The organism is Pseudomonas bharatica (assembly GCF_048586865.1).
Taxonomy (GTDB): domain Bacteria; phylum Pseudomonadota; class Gammaproteobacteria; order Pseudomonadales; family Pseudomonadaceae; genus Aquipseudomonas; species Aquipseudomonas bharatica.
On the sequence record NZ_JBMAWR010000015.1, the window covers coordinates 75,816 to 93,107 of the forward strand.

Sequence of the window (17,292 nt, forward strand, 5' to 3'; positions counted from 1 at the left end):
CGCGGGTAAACCCGCTCCCACAGGGTATTGTGTATGCCTTCTATCGCTTGGCGATGATATACACCGCATGCACGATCCCCGGGATGTAGCCCAGCAGGGTCAGCAGGATATTCAGCCAGAACGCACCGGCGAAGCCGACCTGCAGGAACACACCCAGCGGAGGCAGGAGAATGGCGAAGATGATACGAATCAGGTCCATGGCAAAGCTCCCAAAGTAGTGTCCTCATACTGACTCTGGCCCAGCCCGGACGGTTCCGCTTGTTTCCCGCGCACAAAAAACGCCCCGGACCAAAAACAACAGGCCCGGGGCGACGCGCAGGAACGCGAGACGGTTCTTTGAATTCGTTTACGAGCGGCTGCCGAGCTGCGCGGTATGCACCCGGGCGAAGGCCCGGGCCAGGCGCAGGAGCATCTCGTCGATATTGCCGTGGCTGACGGTCAGCGCCGGCGAGAAGCGCAACACACTGGCTTGCGGCGCATTGAGCAGCAGACCTTCCTGGCGTGCCGCCTTGACCACTTGTGCCGCCAACGGCTCATGCAGCTCCAGCCCCCAGAGCAAACCCTGCCCACGCACCTCGCCCAGGCCGTAGCGCCCGGCCAGACGGCTGAGGCCATCACGCAGGTGACGGCCGGCAGCGCCCACCTGGTCGAGGAAGCCGTGCTCAAGCACGGTTTCCAGCACGGCCAGCCCCGCAGCACTCATCAATGCATTGCCGTGATGGCTGCCTTCCAGTTCGCCGGCTTCTGCGCAACACGCCGTGCCGCGGGCCAGCAGCGCAGCCAGTGGCACACCGCCGCCCAGGCCCTTGCCCAGGGTGAGGATATCGGCGCGCACGCCATAGGTTTGCTCGGCCAGCAGGGCACCGCAGCGGCCCATGCCGGTCTGCACCTCATCGAGGATCAGCAGGATCCCCAGTTCGCGACACAGGCGCTCGACCCCCTTGAGGTAATGCCGGGTCGCCGGGATCACTCCGGCTTCGCCCTGGATCGGCTCGAGCATGATCGCCACGGTGCGCGAGTCCACTGCCGCGTGCAGCGCCGCCAGGTCGTTGAACGGCACCTTGCTGAAACCCGGCAGGCCTGGCTCGCAGCGGTTGCACGGCAGCGGGTCCGAGGCGGCCAGGGTGCCGAGGCTACGGCCATGGCTGCCCTGGCTGGCGCTGATGATGTGGTAGGCGCCATTACGATGCAGCTGGCCCCATTTGCGCGCCAGCTTGATCGCGCCCTCGCAGGCTTCCGCACCGCTGTTGAGCAGATGGGCCTGGTCGCTGCCGGTGCTCTGGCAGAGCAGGTTGACCAGCTTCAGATGCTCGCGGTTATGAAAGCCGGCCCCGGAGTTGATCAGCGCCTGCGCCTGGCCGCTCAGGGCCTGCACGAGCACCTTGGGGCTATGCCCGAGGCTGTTGACCGCATTGCCCTGGGTAAAGTCGAGAAATGCCCGGCCTTCGCTATCCCATAGCCAGGAACCCTGGCCACGAACGAAAACCTGCTCGGCCAGTTGCTTGCTCGGCATCAGGCATTCCCGCGACAACGGATCGACGGGTTCACCCGGCAGCGGCGCGACATCGACCACGGGAGCCAGCTGGCGACGCAGATTGAACAGGTTCATGCGCGCAGCCCTTCCAGCCAGCGTGACGACAGGGCCGGACGATCCACCCGTTTCCTCAAGCCAGCATGCTCCCACCGAGGTTTAGCCTTGCCTATGTAAACGCCATCCACCTGTACGCTGCTCATTGCGCCCTCTGGGCCTGTAAACCTCGTGAATACGGGCGTAGAGTAGGCTTCCGCCGGCCTCCGGGCCATTTCGTTTTTCGAGCATTTTCGATAAGTAAACCTTATGGATTTCCGCCAACTGCGATATTTCGTCGCGGTGTATGAAGAAGGCCATGTCGGCCGGGCCGCCGAACGCCTGTCGTTGTCCCAGCCGGCGCTGTCGCAGCAGATCCGCCAGCTCGAGCACAGCCTCGATGTCAGCCTGTTCGAACGGGGCAACAAGCGCCTGCTGCCGACCCTTGCCGCGCACACCCTGTACAACCATGCCCTGCCCTTGCTCGACGGCATGCAGCGGGCCCGCGACGCCCTGCGCAATTTCCAGGGCCAGGCCCTGCGCACCCTGGCCATCGGCGTACTGCAGACGGTGCGGCCGAGCATGGTTCCGCAACTGCTCGACCGGGTGCGCAAGGCGCAGCCGCACCTTGTGGTGCAGATCTACGAATTGTCAGGCCAGGAAATCGAACGACGCCTGCTCAACGGCAGCCTGGATATCGGCATCAGCTACCTGCCGCCACGCCAGCCGGGGCTGCACGGATTGCTGTTGTACGAGGACGAGTTGCAGGTAGTGATTCCCGCCACCCACCCGCTGCGCGAATTCAAGAAGGTCTCGCTGAAGCAGGCGGCGGAACTGCCGATGATCCTTCTCGGCGAGGAATTCCAGGTGCGGCAGATCTGGCAAGGCCAACTGGCCAACCTCGGGCGGCGTCCACAGGTACAGGCGGAAATGAACAACATGGGCGGGATTCTCGACAGCCTGCACCATACCTCGCTGGCCACGGTGCTGCCGGGGCGTGCGCGGGAGGCCTCGGAGGATCACGAACTGCTGTGGAAGCCATTGAGCGAGCCACGGGTGCCGCTCAAGGTCGGCCTGGTGTTTCGCGATGCGCAGCGCCAGCAGGCCTCGGTGGAACTGCTGCGCACGTTGCTGGAAGAAGAGATCGATCCGCGGCAGATGGGCGTTTCAGCGCTGGACGTGCTTGGCTAGCCGGAGAAAAAACGCAGGCAAAAGAAAACCCCGCCGAAGCGAGGTTTTCTCAGACTGTTTCCCTTTGACTTCCCTTTCGTCCCACCGTCCCGGGCAGGCTTCCTTCGTTCCGTCCTTGTGATGTACTTTGCGCGTCCTGCGCTTCGTCCATGGAAAGAAGATTAACTTCGGATCCAATCCTAGAGAAGACGCCAAACGTCACCACGTCATGTAAGCAAATGCTTACATGACGCTTTCACCTCAGAACTGCTCGGCCTCCAGCAGGTACAGCGACTCGCTGCCAGCCTTGACCGACGCGCACAGCGACTGCAAGCGCGGCAACAGGCGGGCGAAGTAGAAGCGTGCGGTGCCCAGCTTGCTGGCGTAGAAGTCCTCTTCGCCCTGCTTCGCCAGCGCCGTGCGCGCCATCAGCGCCCACATGTAGGCGTAGGCGACATAGCCGAAGGCGTGCAGGTACTCGACCGACGCCGCGCCGATCTCGTTCGGATTGCCCTTGGCCCGGTCCAGTACCCAGGCGGTCAGGGCATCCAGGTCATCCAGCGCAGCATTCAGCGGTTTGACGAACTCACCAAGGTCACTGCCGGCGGTAGCGGTGAAATGGCGGATCTCGTCGGCGAACAACTTGTAGAACGCACCGCCGCTGCCGACGATCTTGCGCCCCATCAGGTCCAGGGCCTGAATGCCGTTGGTGCCTTCGTAGATCTGGGTGATGCGCACATCACGTACCAGCTGTTCCTGGCCCCACTCGCGGATATAGCCGTGGCCACCGAAGATCTGCTGGCCATGCACGGCACTCTCCAGCCCGAGGTCGGTGAGGAAGGCCTTGGCCACCGGGGTCAGCAGCGCCACCAGGTCTTCAGCGCGCTTGCGGGTGCTGGCGTCCTCGCTGTACTTGGCGGTGTCCAATTGCATGGCGACGTAGGTGGAGAAGGCGCGGCCACCTTCGTTCAGCGCCTTCATGGTCAGCAGCATGCGACGCACGTCCGGGTGGACGATGATCGGGTCGGCGACCTTGTCCTTGGCCTGTGGCCCGGTCGGGGCACGGCTTTGCAGGCGGTCACGGGCGTATTCGATGGCGTTCTGGTAAGAGCGCTCCGCCGAGGCCAGGCCCTGGATACCGACACCCAGGCGCTCGTAGTTCATCATGGTGAACATGGCCGCCAGGCCCTTGTTCGGCTCGCCGACGAGATAGCCGACGGCGGCGTCGAAGTTCATCACGCAGGTGGCCGACGCCTGGATACCCATCTTGTGCTCGATCGAACCGCAATTGGCCGGGTTGCGCTCGCCCAGGCTGCCGTCGGCGTTGACCAGGAACTTGGGCACCAGGAACAGCGAGATGCCCTTCGGCCCCGCCGGCGCGTCCGGCAGCTTGGCCAGCACCAGATGGATGATGTTCTCGGTGAGGTCGTGCTCGCCGCCGGTAATGAAGATCTTGGTCCCGCTGACCTTGTAGCTGCCGTCCGCCTGCGGCTCGGCGCGGGTGCGGATGATGCCCAGGTCGGTGCCGGCGTGAGGCTCGGTCAGGCACATGGAACCGGCCCAGACCCCGGCGTACATGTTCGGCAGGTATTTTTCCTTCAGCTCTTCGCTGGCGTGGGCATTGATCGACAGGCAGGCGCCGGCGGTCAGCATCGGGTACAGGCCGAAGGCCAGGCTCGACGAGTTGACCATTTCCTCGACCTGGGCCGAGATCACCTTGGGCATGCCCATGCCGCCGTACACCGGATCGCCACCGACACCGACCCAGCCACCTTCGGCGTAGGTGCGATAGGCGTCGATGAAGCCGGCCGGCGTGCGCACCGCACCGTTATCCCAGTGGCAGCCTTCTTCGTCGGCGGCGCGGCTCAGCGGGGCGATGGTCTTGGCGGTAACCTTGCCGGCTTCCTCCAGCACGGCCAGGGCGGTGTCTTCGTCCACCGCGTCAGCCAGTCCGGGCAGGGCTGCCCACAGTTTCGAGACTTCGAAAACTTCGTTGAGAACGAAGCGCATATCGCGCAGCGGCGCTTTGTAGTCAGCCATGGCAACCTCTCACACCTTGAGTCGTGGGCAATCCCGCAAGGGACCGGTACTAAGGTCTTGGAGTGTAACCGAACAACTTTTGCGACACATAGGGTCATCTAAAGACCGACAAGTCAGTTTCGGTCACGCCACGCGCAAGGCTCCCCTCTTCTCTCTTTGCCCGTGGGCCATCACGCAGTTACGCCCTGCGCCCTTGGCTGCGTAGAGCGCCTGGTCGGCGGCCTTGAGCACTTCTTCAGGAGTGCGGTGCTCGGGATGGCGCTCGCACACGCCGACGCTGACCGTCACCGACACACTGCCGCTGCCCGCCGTGCCGCGGCGCTGGCGGCCCTGCTGGTCATCCTGCGGGCGGCTCTCCTGGTTGCGCAGCTGGATAGCGTAGTTGGCGATCATCTCGCGCACGGCTTCCAGGTGCGGGATGCACTCTTCCAGGGTCTTGCCGGCGAAAACCAGGCAGAACTCCTCGCCACCGTAGCGATAGGCGCGACCGCCGCCGGTGACCTTGGACAGCTTGCTCGCGACCAGGCGCAGCACCTGGTCGCCGACATCGTGGCCATGGGTATCGTTGAATTTCTTGAAGTGGTCGACGTCGGTCATCGCCAGCACGTAGTTGCGCCCCAGGCGCTGCATGCGCTCGTTCAGCGCGCGTCGCCCCGGCAGGCCGGTCAGCTCGTCGCGGAAGGCCATCTGGTAGGCCTCGTGGGACACCGACGCAGCGATCATCAGCATCACCTGACTGCACATGATGTTCAGGGTGAACGGCAGGATGAAGGTTTGCGGCAGCATCCAGAAGATCCCGACCAGGCCGATGATCTGCGCCGCGTGCAAGGGCCGTGGCTCGCGCAGGTACTGCACCACGAGCACCACGAAGGCAAGGAAGAACACCGGGTAGGACATCTGGATCAAGCTCATCCACTGCCCATGCAGCGCCGGCCAGCGGATTTCCGCCAGCCAGTTCAGCAGTGCCTGCGGGTAACTCTGCTCCAGGCCCAGCGCCACGCTGCCCACCGCCAGCAGCACGGCGAAGCGCGCCACCATGTCCTGGAACAGATGGGTACGCTCTTGCCAGGCGCCGAACAGGGCGAACAGCATCGGCAGCAGCAGGCACACCAGGTGGAACACCACGGCCGCGTCCTCGCGCACGCGGCCGTGGTCGCGGTAGAAGTCGGTCTGGGTATCCAGCAGGTAGTAGGCGATGTACACGGTGATCATCAGGAACAGCTCGCGCTGCCGGCGATACACCGCGCAGTAGGCACCGCCGAGCAGCAGCACCAGGGTGGGCAGGACGTTGAACAGCGAGGTAAAGAACACCGACAGATCGCGCACGTAGGCAGCGGCGAGCCCGGACAGCAGGAGGAAGGCCCCGGGGAGGAAGTGACTCAGGCGTACAGCAGACAAACGAAACAAGGGAACTCTCCGATCTAGCAGATCGATAATGTCATTGTGCCTTTACTGTATCGATAATGCACATGAATAGATGAAATTTTGGCGCCAATTTATTTAACGGCACCAAAGGGCTGGAGCTTGAAGCTCATTTGCTGGATCAATTCCGAAAGCGGTACGCGGACCCTGTGGGAGCGGGTTCACCCGCGATTGCAATGTTGGATTCACTATCGCAATCGCGGGTGAACCCGCTCCCACAGGGTCCGCGTCCAGCTTTTCGAGGGCGAAAAAAAACGCCTGCCGGTGAGGGCAGGCGTTTTTCGTTGAAGCGGATGACTCAGTACGCCAGGCCGAAGTGCTCCTCGTCCATCGCCATCAGGTTGTTCGCGCCCGACAGCATGGTCGCCACGTGGGTGCGGGTACGCGGCAGGATGCGCTGGAAGTAGAAGCGCGCGGTCTGCAGCTTGGCGGTGTAGAAGGCTTCCTCGCTGGTGCCGGCAGCCAGTTTCTCGGCCGCCAGGCGGGCGATGTCGGCCCAGAAGTAAGCCAGGCAGGCATAACCGGAATACATCAGGTAGTCCACCGAGGCGGCACCCACTTCCTCGCGGTCCTTCATGGCGGCCATGCCGACCTTCATGGTCAGTTCGCCCCATTCCTTGTTCAGCGCGGCCAGCGGCTCGACGAACTCCTTGACGGCTTCGTTGCCTTCCTGGGCCTGGCAGAACTTGTGCACGATCTTGGTGAAGCCCTTCAGCGCTTCGCCCTGGGTCATCAGTACCTTGCGGCCCAGCAGGTCGAGGGCCTGGATGCCGGTGGTGCCTTCGTACAGCATGGAGATACGGCTGTCGCGTACGTTCTGCTCCATGCCCCACTCGGCGATGAAGCCGTGGCCGCCATAGATCTGCACACCGTGGTTGGCCGCTTCGAAGCCGACCTCGGTCATGAACGCCTTGGCGATCGGGGTCATGAAGGCCAGCAGCGCGTCGGCCTTTTTCTTCTCTTCTTCGTCCTGGCTGTACTTGACGATGTCCACCTGCTTGGCGGTGAAGTAGACCATCGCCCGGTTACCCTCGGCGAAGGCTTTCATGGTCAGCAGCATGCGCCGCACGTCCGGGTGCACGATGATCGGGTCGGCCGCCTTGTCCGGCGCTTTCGGGCCGGTCAGCGAGCGCATCTGCAGGCGGTCGCGGGCATATTTCAGGCCACCCTGGAACGCCACCTCGGCGTGGGCCAGGCCTTGCAGCGCGGTACCCAGGCGAGCGGTGTTCATGAAGGTGAACATGCAGTTCAGGCCCTTGTTGGCCGGGCCGATCAGGAAGCCGGTAGCCGCGTCGAAGTTCATCACGCAGGTAGCGTTGCCGTGGATACCCATCTTGTGCTCGATGGAACCGCAGGTAACGGTGTTGCGCTCGCCCACGCCACCTTCGGCGTTCGGCAGGAACTTGGGCACGATGAACAGGGAAATGCCCTTGGTGCCAGCTGGTGCATCGGGCAGGCGGGCCAGGACGATATGGACGATGTTGTCGGCCATGTCGTGCTCACCGGCGGAGATGAAGATCTTGGTGCCGGTAACCTTGTAGGAACCGTCGGCCTGGGGCTCGGCCTTGGTACGCAGCATGCCCAGGTCGGTACCACAATGCGGCTCGGTCAGGCACATGGTGCCGGTCCATTCGCCGGTCACCAGCTTGCTCAGGTAGGTGTGCTGCTGTTCGGCGGTACCGTGGGCGGAAAGCGTGTTCATCGCGCCATGGGACAGGCCCGGGTACATGCCCCAGGACCAGTTGGACTCGCCGACCATCTCGCTGATGGCCAGGCCCAGCGACTCCGGCAGGCCCTGGCCGCCGTGCTCGACGTCGTGGGCCAGGCTCGGCCAGCCGCCTTCGACGAACTGCTTGTAGGCTTCCTTGAAGCCGGTCGGGGTCTTAACGCCGGATTCGCTCCAGGTGCAGCCTTCCAGGTCACCCACGCGGTTCAGCGGTGCCAGCACCTGCTCACAGAACTTGGCGCCCTCTTCGAGGATGGCGTCGACCATGTCCGGCGTGGCGTCCTGGCAACCCGGCAGGCTCTGATAGTGCGCTTCATAGCCGAGCAGTTCATCACGGACGAAACGAATATCACGCAAGGGGGCTTTGTAGTCAGGCATAGCGATGAACCTCTGCTGATGAATCCTGGTTGGGTTGAAAGACCACGCCGAGCAGTTCGGCCTTGGGGTCAAACGATTGTTTGAAACATACGTTTACGCCCATGCCTTGTCAACACCCGGCCAATGACACTTCTGCCATCGTCCAGACGAACTACGAACGTAGGAAAAGTCTTTGCAGCAGGTAGCCGAACGCCTGGCAGGAAAGCCAAGGCGCTGATGCATAAAGAGTAGGGAAGAAAGATGAAGCCTGAGGCGTCGCGCCTCAGGCGTAGGTATCGATCAAGGTGCCGAGCATTTCGTCCGATGCTTTGGCCACTTTGACACCGAGTTCGACCTGATGCTTGCCCAAGGCCTGCTCGACGCTGGCGGTGGCCATGTCCATCTGCTGGCTGCGATCCACGGCGCGCAGGCGCTCGGCCTGGAAATCGCTGGATTGACTGGTGGCGGCCCGCTCCACGGTGTTATTAGCGATCTGGCTGGCGGCCTGGTCGACGCGCTGCTGTCCGGCCTGAATGGCGCCCAGGCCGGCATAGAATGCAGAACTGCCCGAGATTTCCATTTCAAAACTCCAGAAAAGGGGATGGCAATACAGTGGCCTATTGAAGCAGAGATAGGCAAGGAATGCCGTTGAAAAACACTAATGGGGTTGGCTGCTGCAATAGAGAGGAACTAGCAGACCTGCTGGATGCGCGGACCCTGTGGGAGCGGGTTCACCCGCGATTACGTTAGTGAACCTACCATCGTCATCGCGGGTGAACCCGCTCCCACAGGGTCCGTGTCAGTCCAGAAGATCGATCTGCAAATGCTCCGCCACCGCTTCCGCCGAGGCGATCTTCAACTTCGGCACCCGCCCAAGGCACGGTGCCGGCAGACGCTCGGCCAGGCTGGCCAGGTTCTCTTCCAGTCGCGAGGTCCGCGGATCGACGATGTTCGCGACCCACCCCGCCAATTGCAGGCCATCCCGGGCGATTGCCTCGGCGCTGAGCAACGCATGGCTGATGCAGCCGAGCCGCACGCCCACCACGAGGATCACCGGCAGTTTCAGGGCGATCGCCAGGTCCGACAGATTGGCATGATGGGACAACGGCACGCGCCAGCCACCGGCACCTTCGATCAGGGTGAAATCCGCGCCCTGTGCCAACACCTCGCGCATGGGGCCGAGCAGGCCCGCCACACTCAGGTCGACGCCAGCCTCCCGCGCTGCCAGATGCGGGGCAATGGCCGGTTCGAAAGCGAAGGGATTGATCCGCTCATAAGGCAGCTTGACGCTGCTCTGCGCCATCAACGCGAGGGCGTCGCTGTTGCGCAGCCCCTTGGGCGTGACCTCGCAGCCCGAGGCCACCGGCTTGGCGCCCAGAGTGCTGAGCCCGGCCAGTTGCGCCGCATGCAACAGCCCGGCGGCGACGGTGGTCTTGCCGACGTCGGTGTCGGTTCCGGCGATGAAGTAGGCCGCGCTCATCTCACTCCCCTTCCGTCAGCGGCTTGCGCAAGACGCCATAGACCACCTGGTAGGTCGCCGGCAGGCCCTGCGCCTGGCGAAACCGCTCGTAAGCCTGCAACAAGCCTTGCATCCGCGCCCGCCCGGTCAGCCCGGCGGGACGCCCGGGATTGAGGTTGTGCGCACCCAGGGCCTTGAGTTCATGGGTCAGGCTGCGCACATCAGGGTAGTGCAGCACATGGGGTTGTGCGCGCAGCTCGAGCACCTCCAGCCCGCTTGCGCCGCACAGGCGCTGGTAATCCTCGAAGCGGCGGAAACGATTGACATGCACCAGGCCGTCCACCGCCTCCCAGCTCGACCGCAGCTCCTGCAAGGTACCGACGCACAGGCTGGAAAACGCCAGTACGCCGCCAGGTTGCAGCACCCGGCGCGCCTCGCCCAGCACGGCGCGAAAATCCGCGCACCATTGCACCGCAAGGCTGGAAAACACCAGGTCGGCACAGGCCGGGCGCAGCGGCAGGCGCTCGGCATCGCCAGCGACGTGATACGCCGCGCCCCCTGCATCGCGGGCATGGCGCAGCATGCCTTCGGCGATATCCACCGCCACACCGACTCCCTCGGCATAACGCCCCTGCAACGCCCGGCTGAAGTACCCGGTACCGCTGCCGAGATCGATCCAGCAACGCGGCACCAGTTCCTGCGGCACACGCTCCAGCAACTGGCTGCCTACCGCCCGTTGCAGCTCGGCAACGCTGTCATAACTGGCGGCGGCACGGGAAAAGGACGCGGCAACCTGGCGCTTGTCGGGCAAGGCGCCGGGCAGGGCCGGTCGGGATAGATCAGTCATCGCCACTCTCGTGCAGGAAGGTCTTGATATTGGCTGCCAGCTCTTGCGGATATTCGAGGATGAAAGCGTGGGAGGCCCCCTCGACCAGGCCCACCTCGACATCCGGCAGCCACTCGCTAAGGGCCCGGGCAGCCTGGGCCGGCACCAGCTCGTCGGAACCGGCGAACAAATGCAGTTGCGGCCCGGTATAGGCCTGCAATGCCGCACGGGTGTCCAGGCGCCCGAGCACCTCCAGGCCCTTGACCAGCAGCACCGGGTCGGTATCGGGCACGCCGATGCCCAGTTGCCGCAGCACGCTGCGCGGCTCCTGGGCTCCCTCGCTGCACAGCGACTTGAAGCGCTTGAGCGTCACCGCCGTATGGCTGCGACAGCCGTCCACGAAGGTCTCGAAGGTGTCCGGCGGCATGCCGTCCGGCCAGTCGGCGCGGGCGACGAAGCTGAGGTTGCTGGCGAAGGTCAGCAGCCCGCAACAGTGATCGCCACGCCGCGCCGCCAGCTCGGCAGCGAGCATGCCGCCCAGCGACCAGCCACCCAGCCAGGTGTCCTTGGGCAGCCTTCGGTCCAGTTCGTCGAGCCAGGCTTGCGGGTCGTCGCTGACCAGGCTGGGCAGGGCCGCCAGTTCGACCCGGAGTCCGGCATCCTGTGCCCTCAAGCTTGCCGCCAGCGGTTCCAGCGCGGCGCTGCCCAGGCCCCAGCCCGGCAGAAGAATCAGATGGTTACGCATCGACAGGCTCCAACAGCGGATAGCACTCGGCCAATGCATTCAACAATAGCTGGACCTGCGCGGCGCTGTGCGCAGCCGTTAGCGTTACACGCAAGCGGGCGCTGCCGGCGGGCACGGTGGGTGGACGGATGGCGGTGACCAGCAGCCCGCGCTCGCGCAACATCCGCGACAGGTGCAAGGCGCGCCCGGCATCGCCGATCATGATCGGCTGGATCGGCGTGAAGCTGTCCATCAGCTCCAGGCCGATCGCTTCGGCGCCACCGCGGAACTGGGCGATCAGCGCGGCCAGGTGCTCGCGGCGCCAGTGCTCGTCGCGCAGCAGGGCCAGGCTTTTCAGGGTCGCGCAGGCCAGCGCCGGAGGCTGGCTGGTGGTGTAGATATAAGGACGGGCGAACTGCACCAGGCTTTCGATCAGATCCTCGCTACCGGCGACAAAGGCGCCTGCGGTGCCGAAGGCCTTGCCCAGGGTGCCGACCAGTACCGGCAGCTCTTCCAGGCTCAAGCCGAAATGCTCGGCCACACCACCGCCCTTGCGTCCCAAGGTACCGAAGCCATGGGCATCATCGACCATCAGCCAGGCCCCCTTGGCCCGGGCACGGTTCACCAGCTCGGGCAGGTCGGCAATATTGCCGTCCATGCTGAAGACACCGTCGGTCACCACCAGGGTATTGCCTTCGGCCTTGTCCAGGCGCTTGTCGAGGCTGTCGGCATCGTTGTGCAGGTAGCGGTTGAAACGTGCGCCGCTGAGCAGGCCGGCGTCCAGCAGGGACGCATGGTTGAGACGGTCCTGCAGCACGGTGTCGCCCTGCCCCACCAGCGCGGTGACCGCGCCGAGGTTGGCCATGTAGCCGGTGGTGAACAACAGCGCTCGCGGGCGTCCGGTGAACTCGGCCAGGGCTTCTTCCAGCTGGTGATGCGGCGTACTGTGGCCGACCACCAGGTGCGAGGCGCCACCGCCCACGCCCCAGCGTTCGGCGCCGGCACGCCAGGCAGCGATCACCTCGGGGTGATTGGCCAGGCCCAGGTAGTCGTTGCTGCAGAAGGCCAGCAGCGACTGCCCGTCCACCACCACCTGCGGACCCTGCGGACTCTGTAGCAACGGACGCTGACGGTACAGGTCAGCGGCGCGCCGTTGTTCGAGGCGCGCGCGAAGATCGAAGCTCATGCAGGCCTCAGGCCGATGCGGCGTCGTAGAACAGTTCGCTGCTCTTCTGCTCGACCAGCGCCTGCTCGATGGCCGCCTGGTGCACCTCGTCGGCATGCTCCTCGCGGGCTTCGGGCTGGATACCGAGGCGGGCGAACAAGCGCATGTCCTTGTCGGCCTGGGGGTTGGCGGTGGTCAGCAGCTTCTCGCCATAGAAAATCGAGTTGGCGCCGGCCATGAAGGCCAGCGCCTGCATCTGCTCGTTCATCTGCTCGCGACCGGCGGACAGGCGCACATGGGACCGCGGCATGAGGATCCGCGCCACCGCAAGCATGCGGATGAAATCGAACGGATCGACCTCCTCGGCGTTTTCCAGCGGCGTGCCGGCGACCTTGACCAGCATGTTGATCGGTACCGACTCGGGATGCTCCGGCAGGTTGGCCAGCTGGATCAGCAGGCCGGCGCGGTCATCCAGCGACTCGCCCATGCCGAGGATGCCGCCGGAACAGATCTTCATCCCGGCGTCGCGCACATAGGCCAGGGTTTGCAGGCGCTCGGCGTAGGTGCGGGTGGTGATGATGTTGCCGTAGAACTCCGGCGAGGTATCGAGGTTGTGGTTGTAGTAGTCGAGACCGGCGTCGGCCAGGGCCTGAGTCTGCTCCTGGTCAAGGCGGCCGAGGGTCATGCAGGTTTCCAGGCCCATGGCCTTGACCCCTTTGACCATCTCCAGCACGTAGGGCATGTCCTTGGCCGACGGGTGTTTCCACGCCGCGCCCATGCAGAAACGGGTGGAACCGATGGCCTTGGCCCGGGCGGCTTCCTCCAGCACCTTCTGCACTTCCATCAGTTTCTGCTTGTCCAGGCCGGTGTTGTAGTGACCGGACTGCGGACAATATTTGCAATCTTCCGGGCAGGCACCAGTCTTGATCGATAGCAGGGTGGAAACCTGGACGCGATTGGGGTCGAAATGCGCCCGATGCACCGACTGCGCCTGGAACAGCAGGTCGTTGAACGGCTGCTGGAACAGGGCTTTGACTTCGGCCAGGGACCAGTCGTGACGAAGCGTTGCAGTTGTGCTGGCGCTCATGGGTGTTTCCTTGTTTAGGCTTGTACTGGCGCCGGGATCGGATTGCCCGCCAGCGCATCACGGATAGTCCGCATAGTTATGGAAGGCCCATGCACTGTCAACCCGGATCTAAACATCAGGTTTACATCTGTTCAAATAACAACCAATACTGCCTTTTATGCGACGAACCGTCCGAGCAGGCTCAGCCCATCTGCATGCCCTGTGAAAGTGAATTGCCGTGGTTGGATGAACAGTGCCGGGTATGCGCCCTGCCCTTGCCGATCGACGGCCTGCTCTGCGCCCAGTGCGCGCGACGGCGTCCGGCGTTCAGGCGGGTGCTGGTGCCGTGGCACTACGGATTTCCGCTGGATGCCCTGATCACCCGTTTCAAGCACCAGCGCCAATGGCCGCTGGGCCGGTTGCTGGCGCAGATGCTCGGCAACTGGCTGGCCCATCGTTTCGCCGAAGGGCTGCCACGCCCGGCCCTGCTGCTACCGGTGCCGATGGCCAGGCAACGTTTGCGCCAGCGCGGCTACAACCAGGCCGCGATGCTTGGCCAATGGATCGCGGCGCAGTTGTCGATTTCCTGCGACCCTGACTTACTGACCCGCCCTGTCGAGACCATCGCGCAACAGGAACTGGATGCCCGTGCGCGCAGGCGCAACCTCGCCAACGCCTTCGCCATCGTCCGGCCCGAGGCCGTCGAAGGCCTGCATGTGGCCCTGGTGGACGATGTCATGACCACCGGTGCCACCGCCCAGGCCCTGGCCCGGCTGTTGCGCGACGCCGGCGCGGCGCGGGTGGACGTCTATTGCCTGGCACGCACGCCGCGCCCCGGCAGCGCTTGACTTGGCAGGGTCAGGCGGGCACTTTCCTGCCGATCATCGCCAGCTTTGGTACCGGTTCCCATGTCATTGCCTACGCCCCTGTCCCAGCACATCGTCCGTCGCCCGCAACGCATCGCCCTGTTGCAGCACATCGATGAGCAAGGCTCCATCACACGTGCCGCCAAGGCAGCGGGGATGAGTTACAAGGCCGCCTGGGATGCCATCGACGAACTCAACAACCTGGCCGCCCGGCCATTGGTGGAGAGAAGTGCCGGGGGCCGTGGCGGTGGTGGCGCTCAGCTGTCGGACGAAGGCCGCCGGGTGCTGCGCCTGTACCAGCGTTTGCAGGTTCTTCAGGCGCAGGTCCTTGAGGAAGCCGAAGACAGCAGCGACCTCGACCTGATCGGGCGCCTGATGCTGCGCACCAGCGCGCGTAACCAGTTGCATGGACAGGTCAGCGCCATCCACCCGCAAGGCCGCAACGACACCATCGAACTGACCCTGCCCGGCGACCTGCGCATCCAGGCGCAGATCACCCGCGACAGCACCCAGCGCCTGGAACTGCAGATCGGCACCACCGTGGTCGCCCTGATAAAGGCCGGCTGGCTGCAACTGGCCAGCCGCGACGCTGCGGTCGCGCACGGCAGCAACTGCCTGGAAGCGCGTATCGACGAGGTGCAGGAAGATCCCCAGGGCGCCAGCGAACTGCGCCTGAGCCTGGGCAGCGGACAGACCCTGTGTGCGTTCGCCGAGCCGGACTGGCTGAACACCCACAGCCTTGGCGTCGGAAGTTTCGTACAGGTCACCTTCCTTCCTACCTACGTTCTTCTCGGAATACCCGCCTGAAAAACGCCACAAAACTGTCATAGGGCCTGATTAAGGTGACTGCCACGAACCGCAGGGAGCCTGACATGAACCTATTAGAAGAAAACCAGCCGACCGACCTCGAGCAACTGGTCGGCCTCAGCCGTCGCCGTTTCATCGGTGCCGGCGCCTTGTGTGGAGCGGCGCTGTTTCTCGGCGGCAGCCTGCTGAGCCGCAGCGTGCTGGCCAACAGTGTCAGCGCCGCGTCCGGCAGCCCGTTGCTCGGATTCAGCGCGATTGCTTCCTCCACCGCCGACGGCATCAGCCTGCCGCCGGGCTACAAGGCTTCGGTGCTGATCAGCTGGGGCCAGCCCCTGCATCCCGGAGCGCCGGCTTTCGACCCGTCCGGCAAGGGCACGGCCAAGGCCCAGGAAGTGCAGTTCGGCGACAACAACGACGGCATGAGCCTGTTCCCCTTCCCGGGCGATGAAAACCGCGCGCTGATCGCGATCAACAACGAGTACACCAACTATCGCTACCTGTTCGATCACGGCGGCCAGCCGGCCAACGCCGAGGACGTGCACAAGGCCCAGGCGGCCGAGGGTGTGTCGGTGATCGAAGTGCAGCGCAGGAACGGCCAATGGCAGTTCGTCCAGGACTCCAGGTACAACCGGCGCATCCACGGCAACACCCCGATGCGCATGAGCGGCCCGGCGGCCGGCGATGCCTGGCTGCGCACCGCCGCCGACAACAGCGGCAGCAAGGTCCTCGGCACCTTCCAGAACTGCGCCAACGGCAAGACGCCCTGGGGCACCTACCTGACCTGCGAAGAAAACTTCACCGATTGCTTCGGCAGCAGCGATCCGCAGCAGGCCTTCGATGCCGGACAGAAGCGCTATGGCGCCTCGGTGGCGGGCAAGGAGGTCGGCTGGCACCAGCATGACCCGCGCTTCGACCTGGCGAAAAACCCCAACGAGTTGAACCGCCATGGCTGGGTGGTGGAAATCGATCCGTTCGATCCGCAGTCCACCCCGGTCAAGCGCACCGCCCTCGGCCGTTTCAAGCACGAAAACGCAGCACTGGGCGAAACCCGCGACGGCCGCGCCGTGGTGTACATGGGCGACGATGAGCGCGGCGAGTTCATCTACAAGTTCATCAGCCGCGAGCGCATCGACCACAAGAACCCCACCGCCAATCGCAACCTGCTGGACCACGGCACCCTGTACGTGGCCCGCTTCGACGATGGCGACGGCAACCCCGGGCATCCGAAGGGCAAGGGCCAGTGGCTGGAACTCACCCACGGCAAGAACGGCCTCAACGCGGCCGCCGGTTTCGCCAGCCAGGCGCAGGTCCTGATCCACGCGCGGCTGGCCGCCAGCGTGCTGAAGGCTACGCGCATGGACCGTCCGGAATGGATCGTAGTCAGCCCGAAGGACGGGCAGGTCTATTGCACCCTCACCAACAACGTCAAGCGCGGTGAAGAAGGCCAGCCGGTCGGCGGCCCGAACCCTAGGGAGAAGAACGTCTACGGGCAGATCCTGCGCTGGCGCGAAACAGGTGATGACCATGGCTCGATGACCTTCGACTGGGATCTCTTCGTGGTCGCCGGCAATCCGCAGGTGCATCCAGGAACGGCCAAAGGCGGCTCGGGCAACGTCACCGCACAGAACATGTTCAACAGCCCCGACGGCCTGGGCTTCGACCCGGACGGCCGGCTGTGGATCCTCACCGACGGCGACTACAGCAATGCCGGGGATTTTGCCGGCATGGGCAACAACCAGATGCTCTGCGCCGATCCGGCGACCGGGGAGATCCGCCGTTTCATGGTCGGGCCGGTAGCTTGCGAGGTGACCGGAATCGCCTTTGCGCCGGACCAGAAGACCCTGTTCGTCGGTATCCAGCACCCGGGCGAAACCGGCGGCTCGACCTTCCCCGAGCACCTGCCGAATGGCAAGCCACGGTCGTCGGTAATGGCGATTACCCGGGAGGATGGCGGCATCATCGGCGCCTGACACAAAGGACTGGTTAACACAAAACCCTGTGGGAGCTGGCTTGCCAGCTGCCACAAGGTTCTCTGAATGCCTTGAGAATTGGACCTCTCCAGGAAACAGCCCCTGGGTTACCATGCCGGAATCGATG

At 64.4% G+C, this 17,292-nt stretch carries 15 protein-coding genes; 4 read left to right on the forward strand and 11 right to left on the reverse strand.

Features of this window, described 5'->3' with window-relative positions; all coding sequences use genetic code 11:
• Nucleotides 1-40: 40 nt before the first annotated feature.
• Entirely contained in the window at nucleotides 41-199 is a 159-nt protein-coding gene (locus ACKLLE_RS17520; RefSeq protein ID WP_009404205.1) for a YqaE/Pmp3 family membrane protein, read from the reverse strand.
• Between the two features lie 147 nt (nucleotides 200-346).
• Nucleotides 347-1,609 carry an aspartate aminotransferase family protein gene (locus tag ACKLLE_RS17525; RefSeq protein ID WP_064303004.1) on the reverse strand — a complete coding sequence of 421 codons (1,263 nt, stop codon included), beginning with the start codon at nucleotides 1,607-1,609 and terminating at the stop codon, nucleotides 347-349.
• Between the two features lie 228 nt (nucleotides 1,610-1,837).
• Here ACKLLE_RS17525 and ACKLLE_RS17530 point away from each other — a divergent pair, with 228 nt between their 5' ends.
• A complete protein-coding gene (locus ACKLLE_RS17530) occupies nucleotides 1,838-2,758 on the forward strand; it encodes a LysR family transcriptional regulator (RefSeq protein WP_064303005.1) in 921 nt (306 codons plus the stop codon).
• A 240-nt stretch (nucleotides 2,759-2,998) separates the two neighbouring features.
• Here the strand turns inward: ACKLLE_RS17530 and ACKLLE_RS17535 are convergent, their stop codons facing one another.
• The 9 genes from ACKLLE_RS17535 to bioB all read right to left on the reverse strand — a co-directional run bounded on the left by ACKLLE_RS17535 (nucleotide 2,999) and on the right by bioB (nucleotide 13,543).
• A complete protein-coding gene (locus ACKLLE_RS17535; protein ID WP_009404199.1) occupies nucleotides 2,999-4,777 on the reverse strand; it encodes an acyl-CoA dehydrogenase C-terminal domain-containing protein in 1,779 nt (592 codons plus the stop codon).
• A gap of 123 nt (nucleotides 4,778-4,900) precedes the next feature.
• The gene (locus tag ACKLLE_RS17540) at nucleotides 4,901-6,184 is read right to left on the reverse strand and encodes a GGDEF domain-containing protein (protein WP_064303007.1); all 1,284 of its coding nucleotides are present in this window, start codon (nucleotides 6,182-6,184) and stop codon (nucleotides 4,901-4,903) included.
• Between the two features lie 313 nt (nucleotides 6,185-6,497).
• On the reverse strand, nucleotides 6,498-8,303 hold the full coding sequence (locus tag ACKLLE_RS17545; RefSeq protein ID WP_064303008.1) for a phenylacyl-CoA dehydrogenase: 1,806 nt from the start codon (nucleotides 8,301-8,303) through the stop codon (nucleotides 6,498-6,500).
• 262 nt (nucleotides 8,304-8,565) lie between these two features.
• Nucleotides 8,566-8,862, reverse strand: a complete 297-nt coding sequence (locus ACKLLE_RS17550) for a hypothetical protein (RefSeq protein WP_064303009.1) — start codon at nucleotides 8,860-8,862, stop codon at nucleotides 8,566-8,568.
• A 219-nt stretch (nucleotides 8,863-9,081) separates the two neighbouring features.
• Nucleotides 9,082-9,762: a dethiobiotin synthase gene (bioD, locus tag ACKLLE_RS17555; protein WP_420058632.1), complete on the reverse strand. Its 681-nt coding sequence runs from the start codon at nucleotides 9,760-9,762 to the stop codon at nucleotides 9,082-9,084.
• 1 nt (nucleotide 9,763) lies between these two features.
• Nucleotides 9,764-10,588 carry a malonyl-ACP O-methyltransferase BioC gene (bioC, locus tag ACKLLE_RS17560; RefSeq protein ID WP_064303010.1) on the reverse strand — a complete coding sequence of 275 codons (825 nt, stop codon included), beginning with the start codon at nucleotides 10,586-10,588 and terminating at the stop codon, nucleotides 9,764-9,766.
• Nucleotides 10,581-11,312, reverse strand: coding sequence for an alpha/beta fold hydrolase (locus ACKLLE_RS17565; protein ID WP_420058633.1), 732 nt, complete (start codon nucleotides 11,310-11,312; stop codon nucleotides 10,581-10,583). Before ACKLLE_RS17565 ends, bioC begins: the two co-directional genes overlap by 8 nt.
• A complete protein-coding gene (bioF, locus tag ACKLLE_RS17570) occupies nucleotides 11,305-12,477 on the reverse strand; it encodes an 8-amino-7-oxononanoate synthase (RefSeq protein ID WP_064303012.1) in 1,173 nt (390 codons plus the stop codon). Before bioF ends, ACKLLE_RS17565 begins: the two co-directional genes overlap by 8 nt.
• 7 nt (nucleotides 12,478-12,484) lie before the next feature.
• Nucleotides 12,485-13,543: a biotin synthase BioB gene (bioB, locus tag ACKLLE_RS17575; protein WP_420058634.1), complete on the reverse strand. Its 1,059-nt coding sequence runs from the start codon at nucleotides 13,541-13,543 to the stop codon at nucleotides 12,485-12,487.
• Nucleotides 13,544-13,632: 89 nt separating this feature from the next.
• Between bioB and ACKLLE_RS17580 the strand changes: the two genes are divergently transcribed.
• From ACKLLE_RS17580 to ACKLLE_RS17590, 3 genes are all read left to right on the forward strand, one after another.
• Nucleotides 13,633-14,370: a ComF family protein gene (locus ACKLLE_RS17580; RefSeq protein WP_064303014.1), complete on the forward strand. Its 738-nt coding sequence runs from the start codon at nucleotides 13,633-13,635 to the stop codon at nucleotides 14,368-14,370.
• 60 nt (nucleotides 14,371-14,430) lie between these two features.
• A complete protein-coding gene (locus ACKLLE_RS17585) occupies nucleotides 14,431-15,195 on the forward strand; it encodes a TOBE domain-containing protein (RefSeq protein WP_420058635.1) in 765 nt (254 codons plus the stop codon).
• Nucleotides 15,196-15,260: 65 nt separating this feature from the next.
• Entirely contained in the window at nucleotides 15,261-17,165 is a 1,905-nt protein-coding gene (locus ACKLLE_RS17590; RefSeq protein ID WP_420058636.1) for a PhoX family protein, read from the forward strand.
• Nucleotides 17,166-17,292 lie beyond the last annotated feature (127 nt).

Bases quoted from the DNA above. Each gene is read 5' to 3' on its own strand.
- ACKLLE_RS17520 (WP_009404205.1), bottom strand. From the start codon at position 199: ATGGACCTGATTCGTATCATCTTCGCCATTCTCCTGCCTCCGCTGGGT.
- ACKLLE_RS17525 (WP_064303004.1), bottom strand. From the start codon at position 1,609: ATGAACCTGTTCAATCTGCGTCGCCAGCTGGCTCCCGTGGTCGATGTC.
- ACKLLE_RS17530 (WP_064303005.1), top strand. From the start codon at position 1,838: ATGGATTTCCGCCAACTGCGATATTTCGTCGCGGTGTATGAAGAAGGC.
- ACKLLE_RS17535 (WP_009404199.1), bottom strand. From the start codon at position 4,777: ATGGCTGACTACAAAGCGCCGCTGCGCGATATGCGCTTCGTTCTCAAC.
- ACKLLE_RS17545 (WP_064303008.1), bottom strand. From the start codon at position 8,303: ATGCCTGACTACAAAGCCCCCTTGCGTGATATTCGTTTCGTCCGTGAT.
- ACKLLE_RS17550 (WP_064303009.1), bottom strand. From the start codon at position 8,862: ATGGAAATCTCGGGCAGTTCTGCATTCTATGCCGGCCTGGGCGCCATT.
- bioD (WP_420058632.1), bottom strand. From the start codon at position 9,762: ATGAGCGCGGCCTACTTCATCGCCGGAACCGACACCGACGTCGGCAAG.
- bioC (WP_064303010.1), bottom strand. From the start codon at position 10,588: ATGACTGATCTATCCCGACCGGCCCTGCCCGGCGCCTTGCCCGACAAG.
- ACKLLE_RS17565 (WP_420058633.1), bottom strand. From the start codon at position 11,312: ATGCGTAACCATCTGATTCTTCTGCCGGGCTGGGGCCTGGGCAGCGCC.
- bioF (WP_064303012.1), bottom strand. From the start codon at position 12,477: ATGAGCTTCGATCTTCGCGCGCGCCTCGAACAACGGCGCGCCGCTGAC.
- bioB (WP_420058634.1), bottom strand. From the start codon at position 13,543: ATGAGCGCCAGCACAACTGCAACGCTTCGTCACGACTGGTCCCTGGCC.
- ACKLLE_RS17580 (WP_064303014.1), top strand. From the start codon at position 13,633: ATGCACTGTCAACCCGGATCTAAACATCAGGTTTACATCTGTTCAAAT.
- ACKLLE_RS17585 (WP_420058635.1), top strand. From the start codon at position 14,431: ATGTCATTGCCTACGCCCCTGTCCCAGCACATCGTCCGTCGCCCGCAA.
- ACKLLE_RS17590 (WP_420058636.1), top strand. From the start codon at position 15,261: ATGAACCTATTAGAAGAAAACCAGCCGACCGACCTCGAGCAACTGGTC.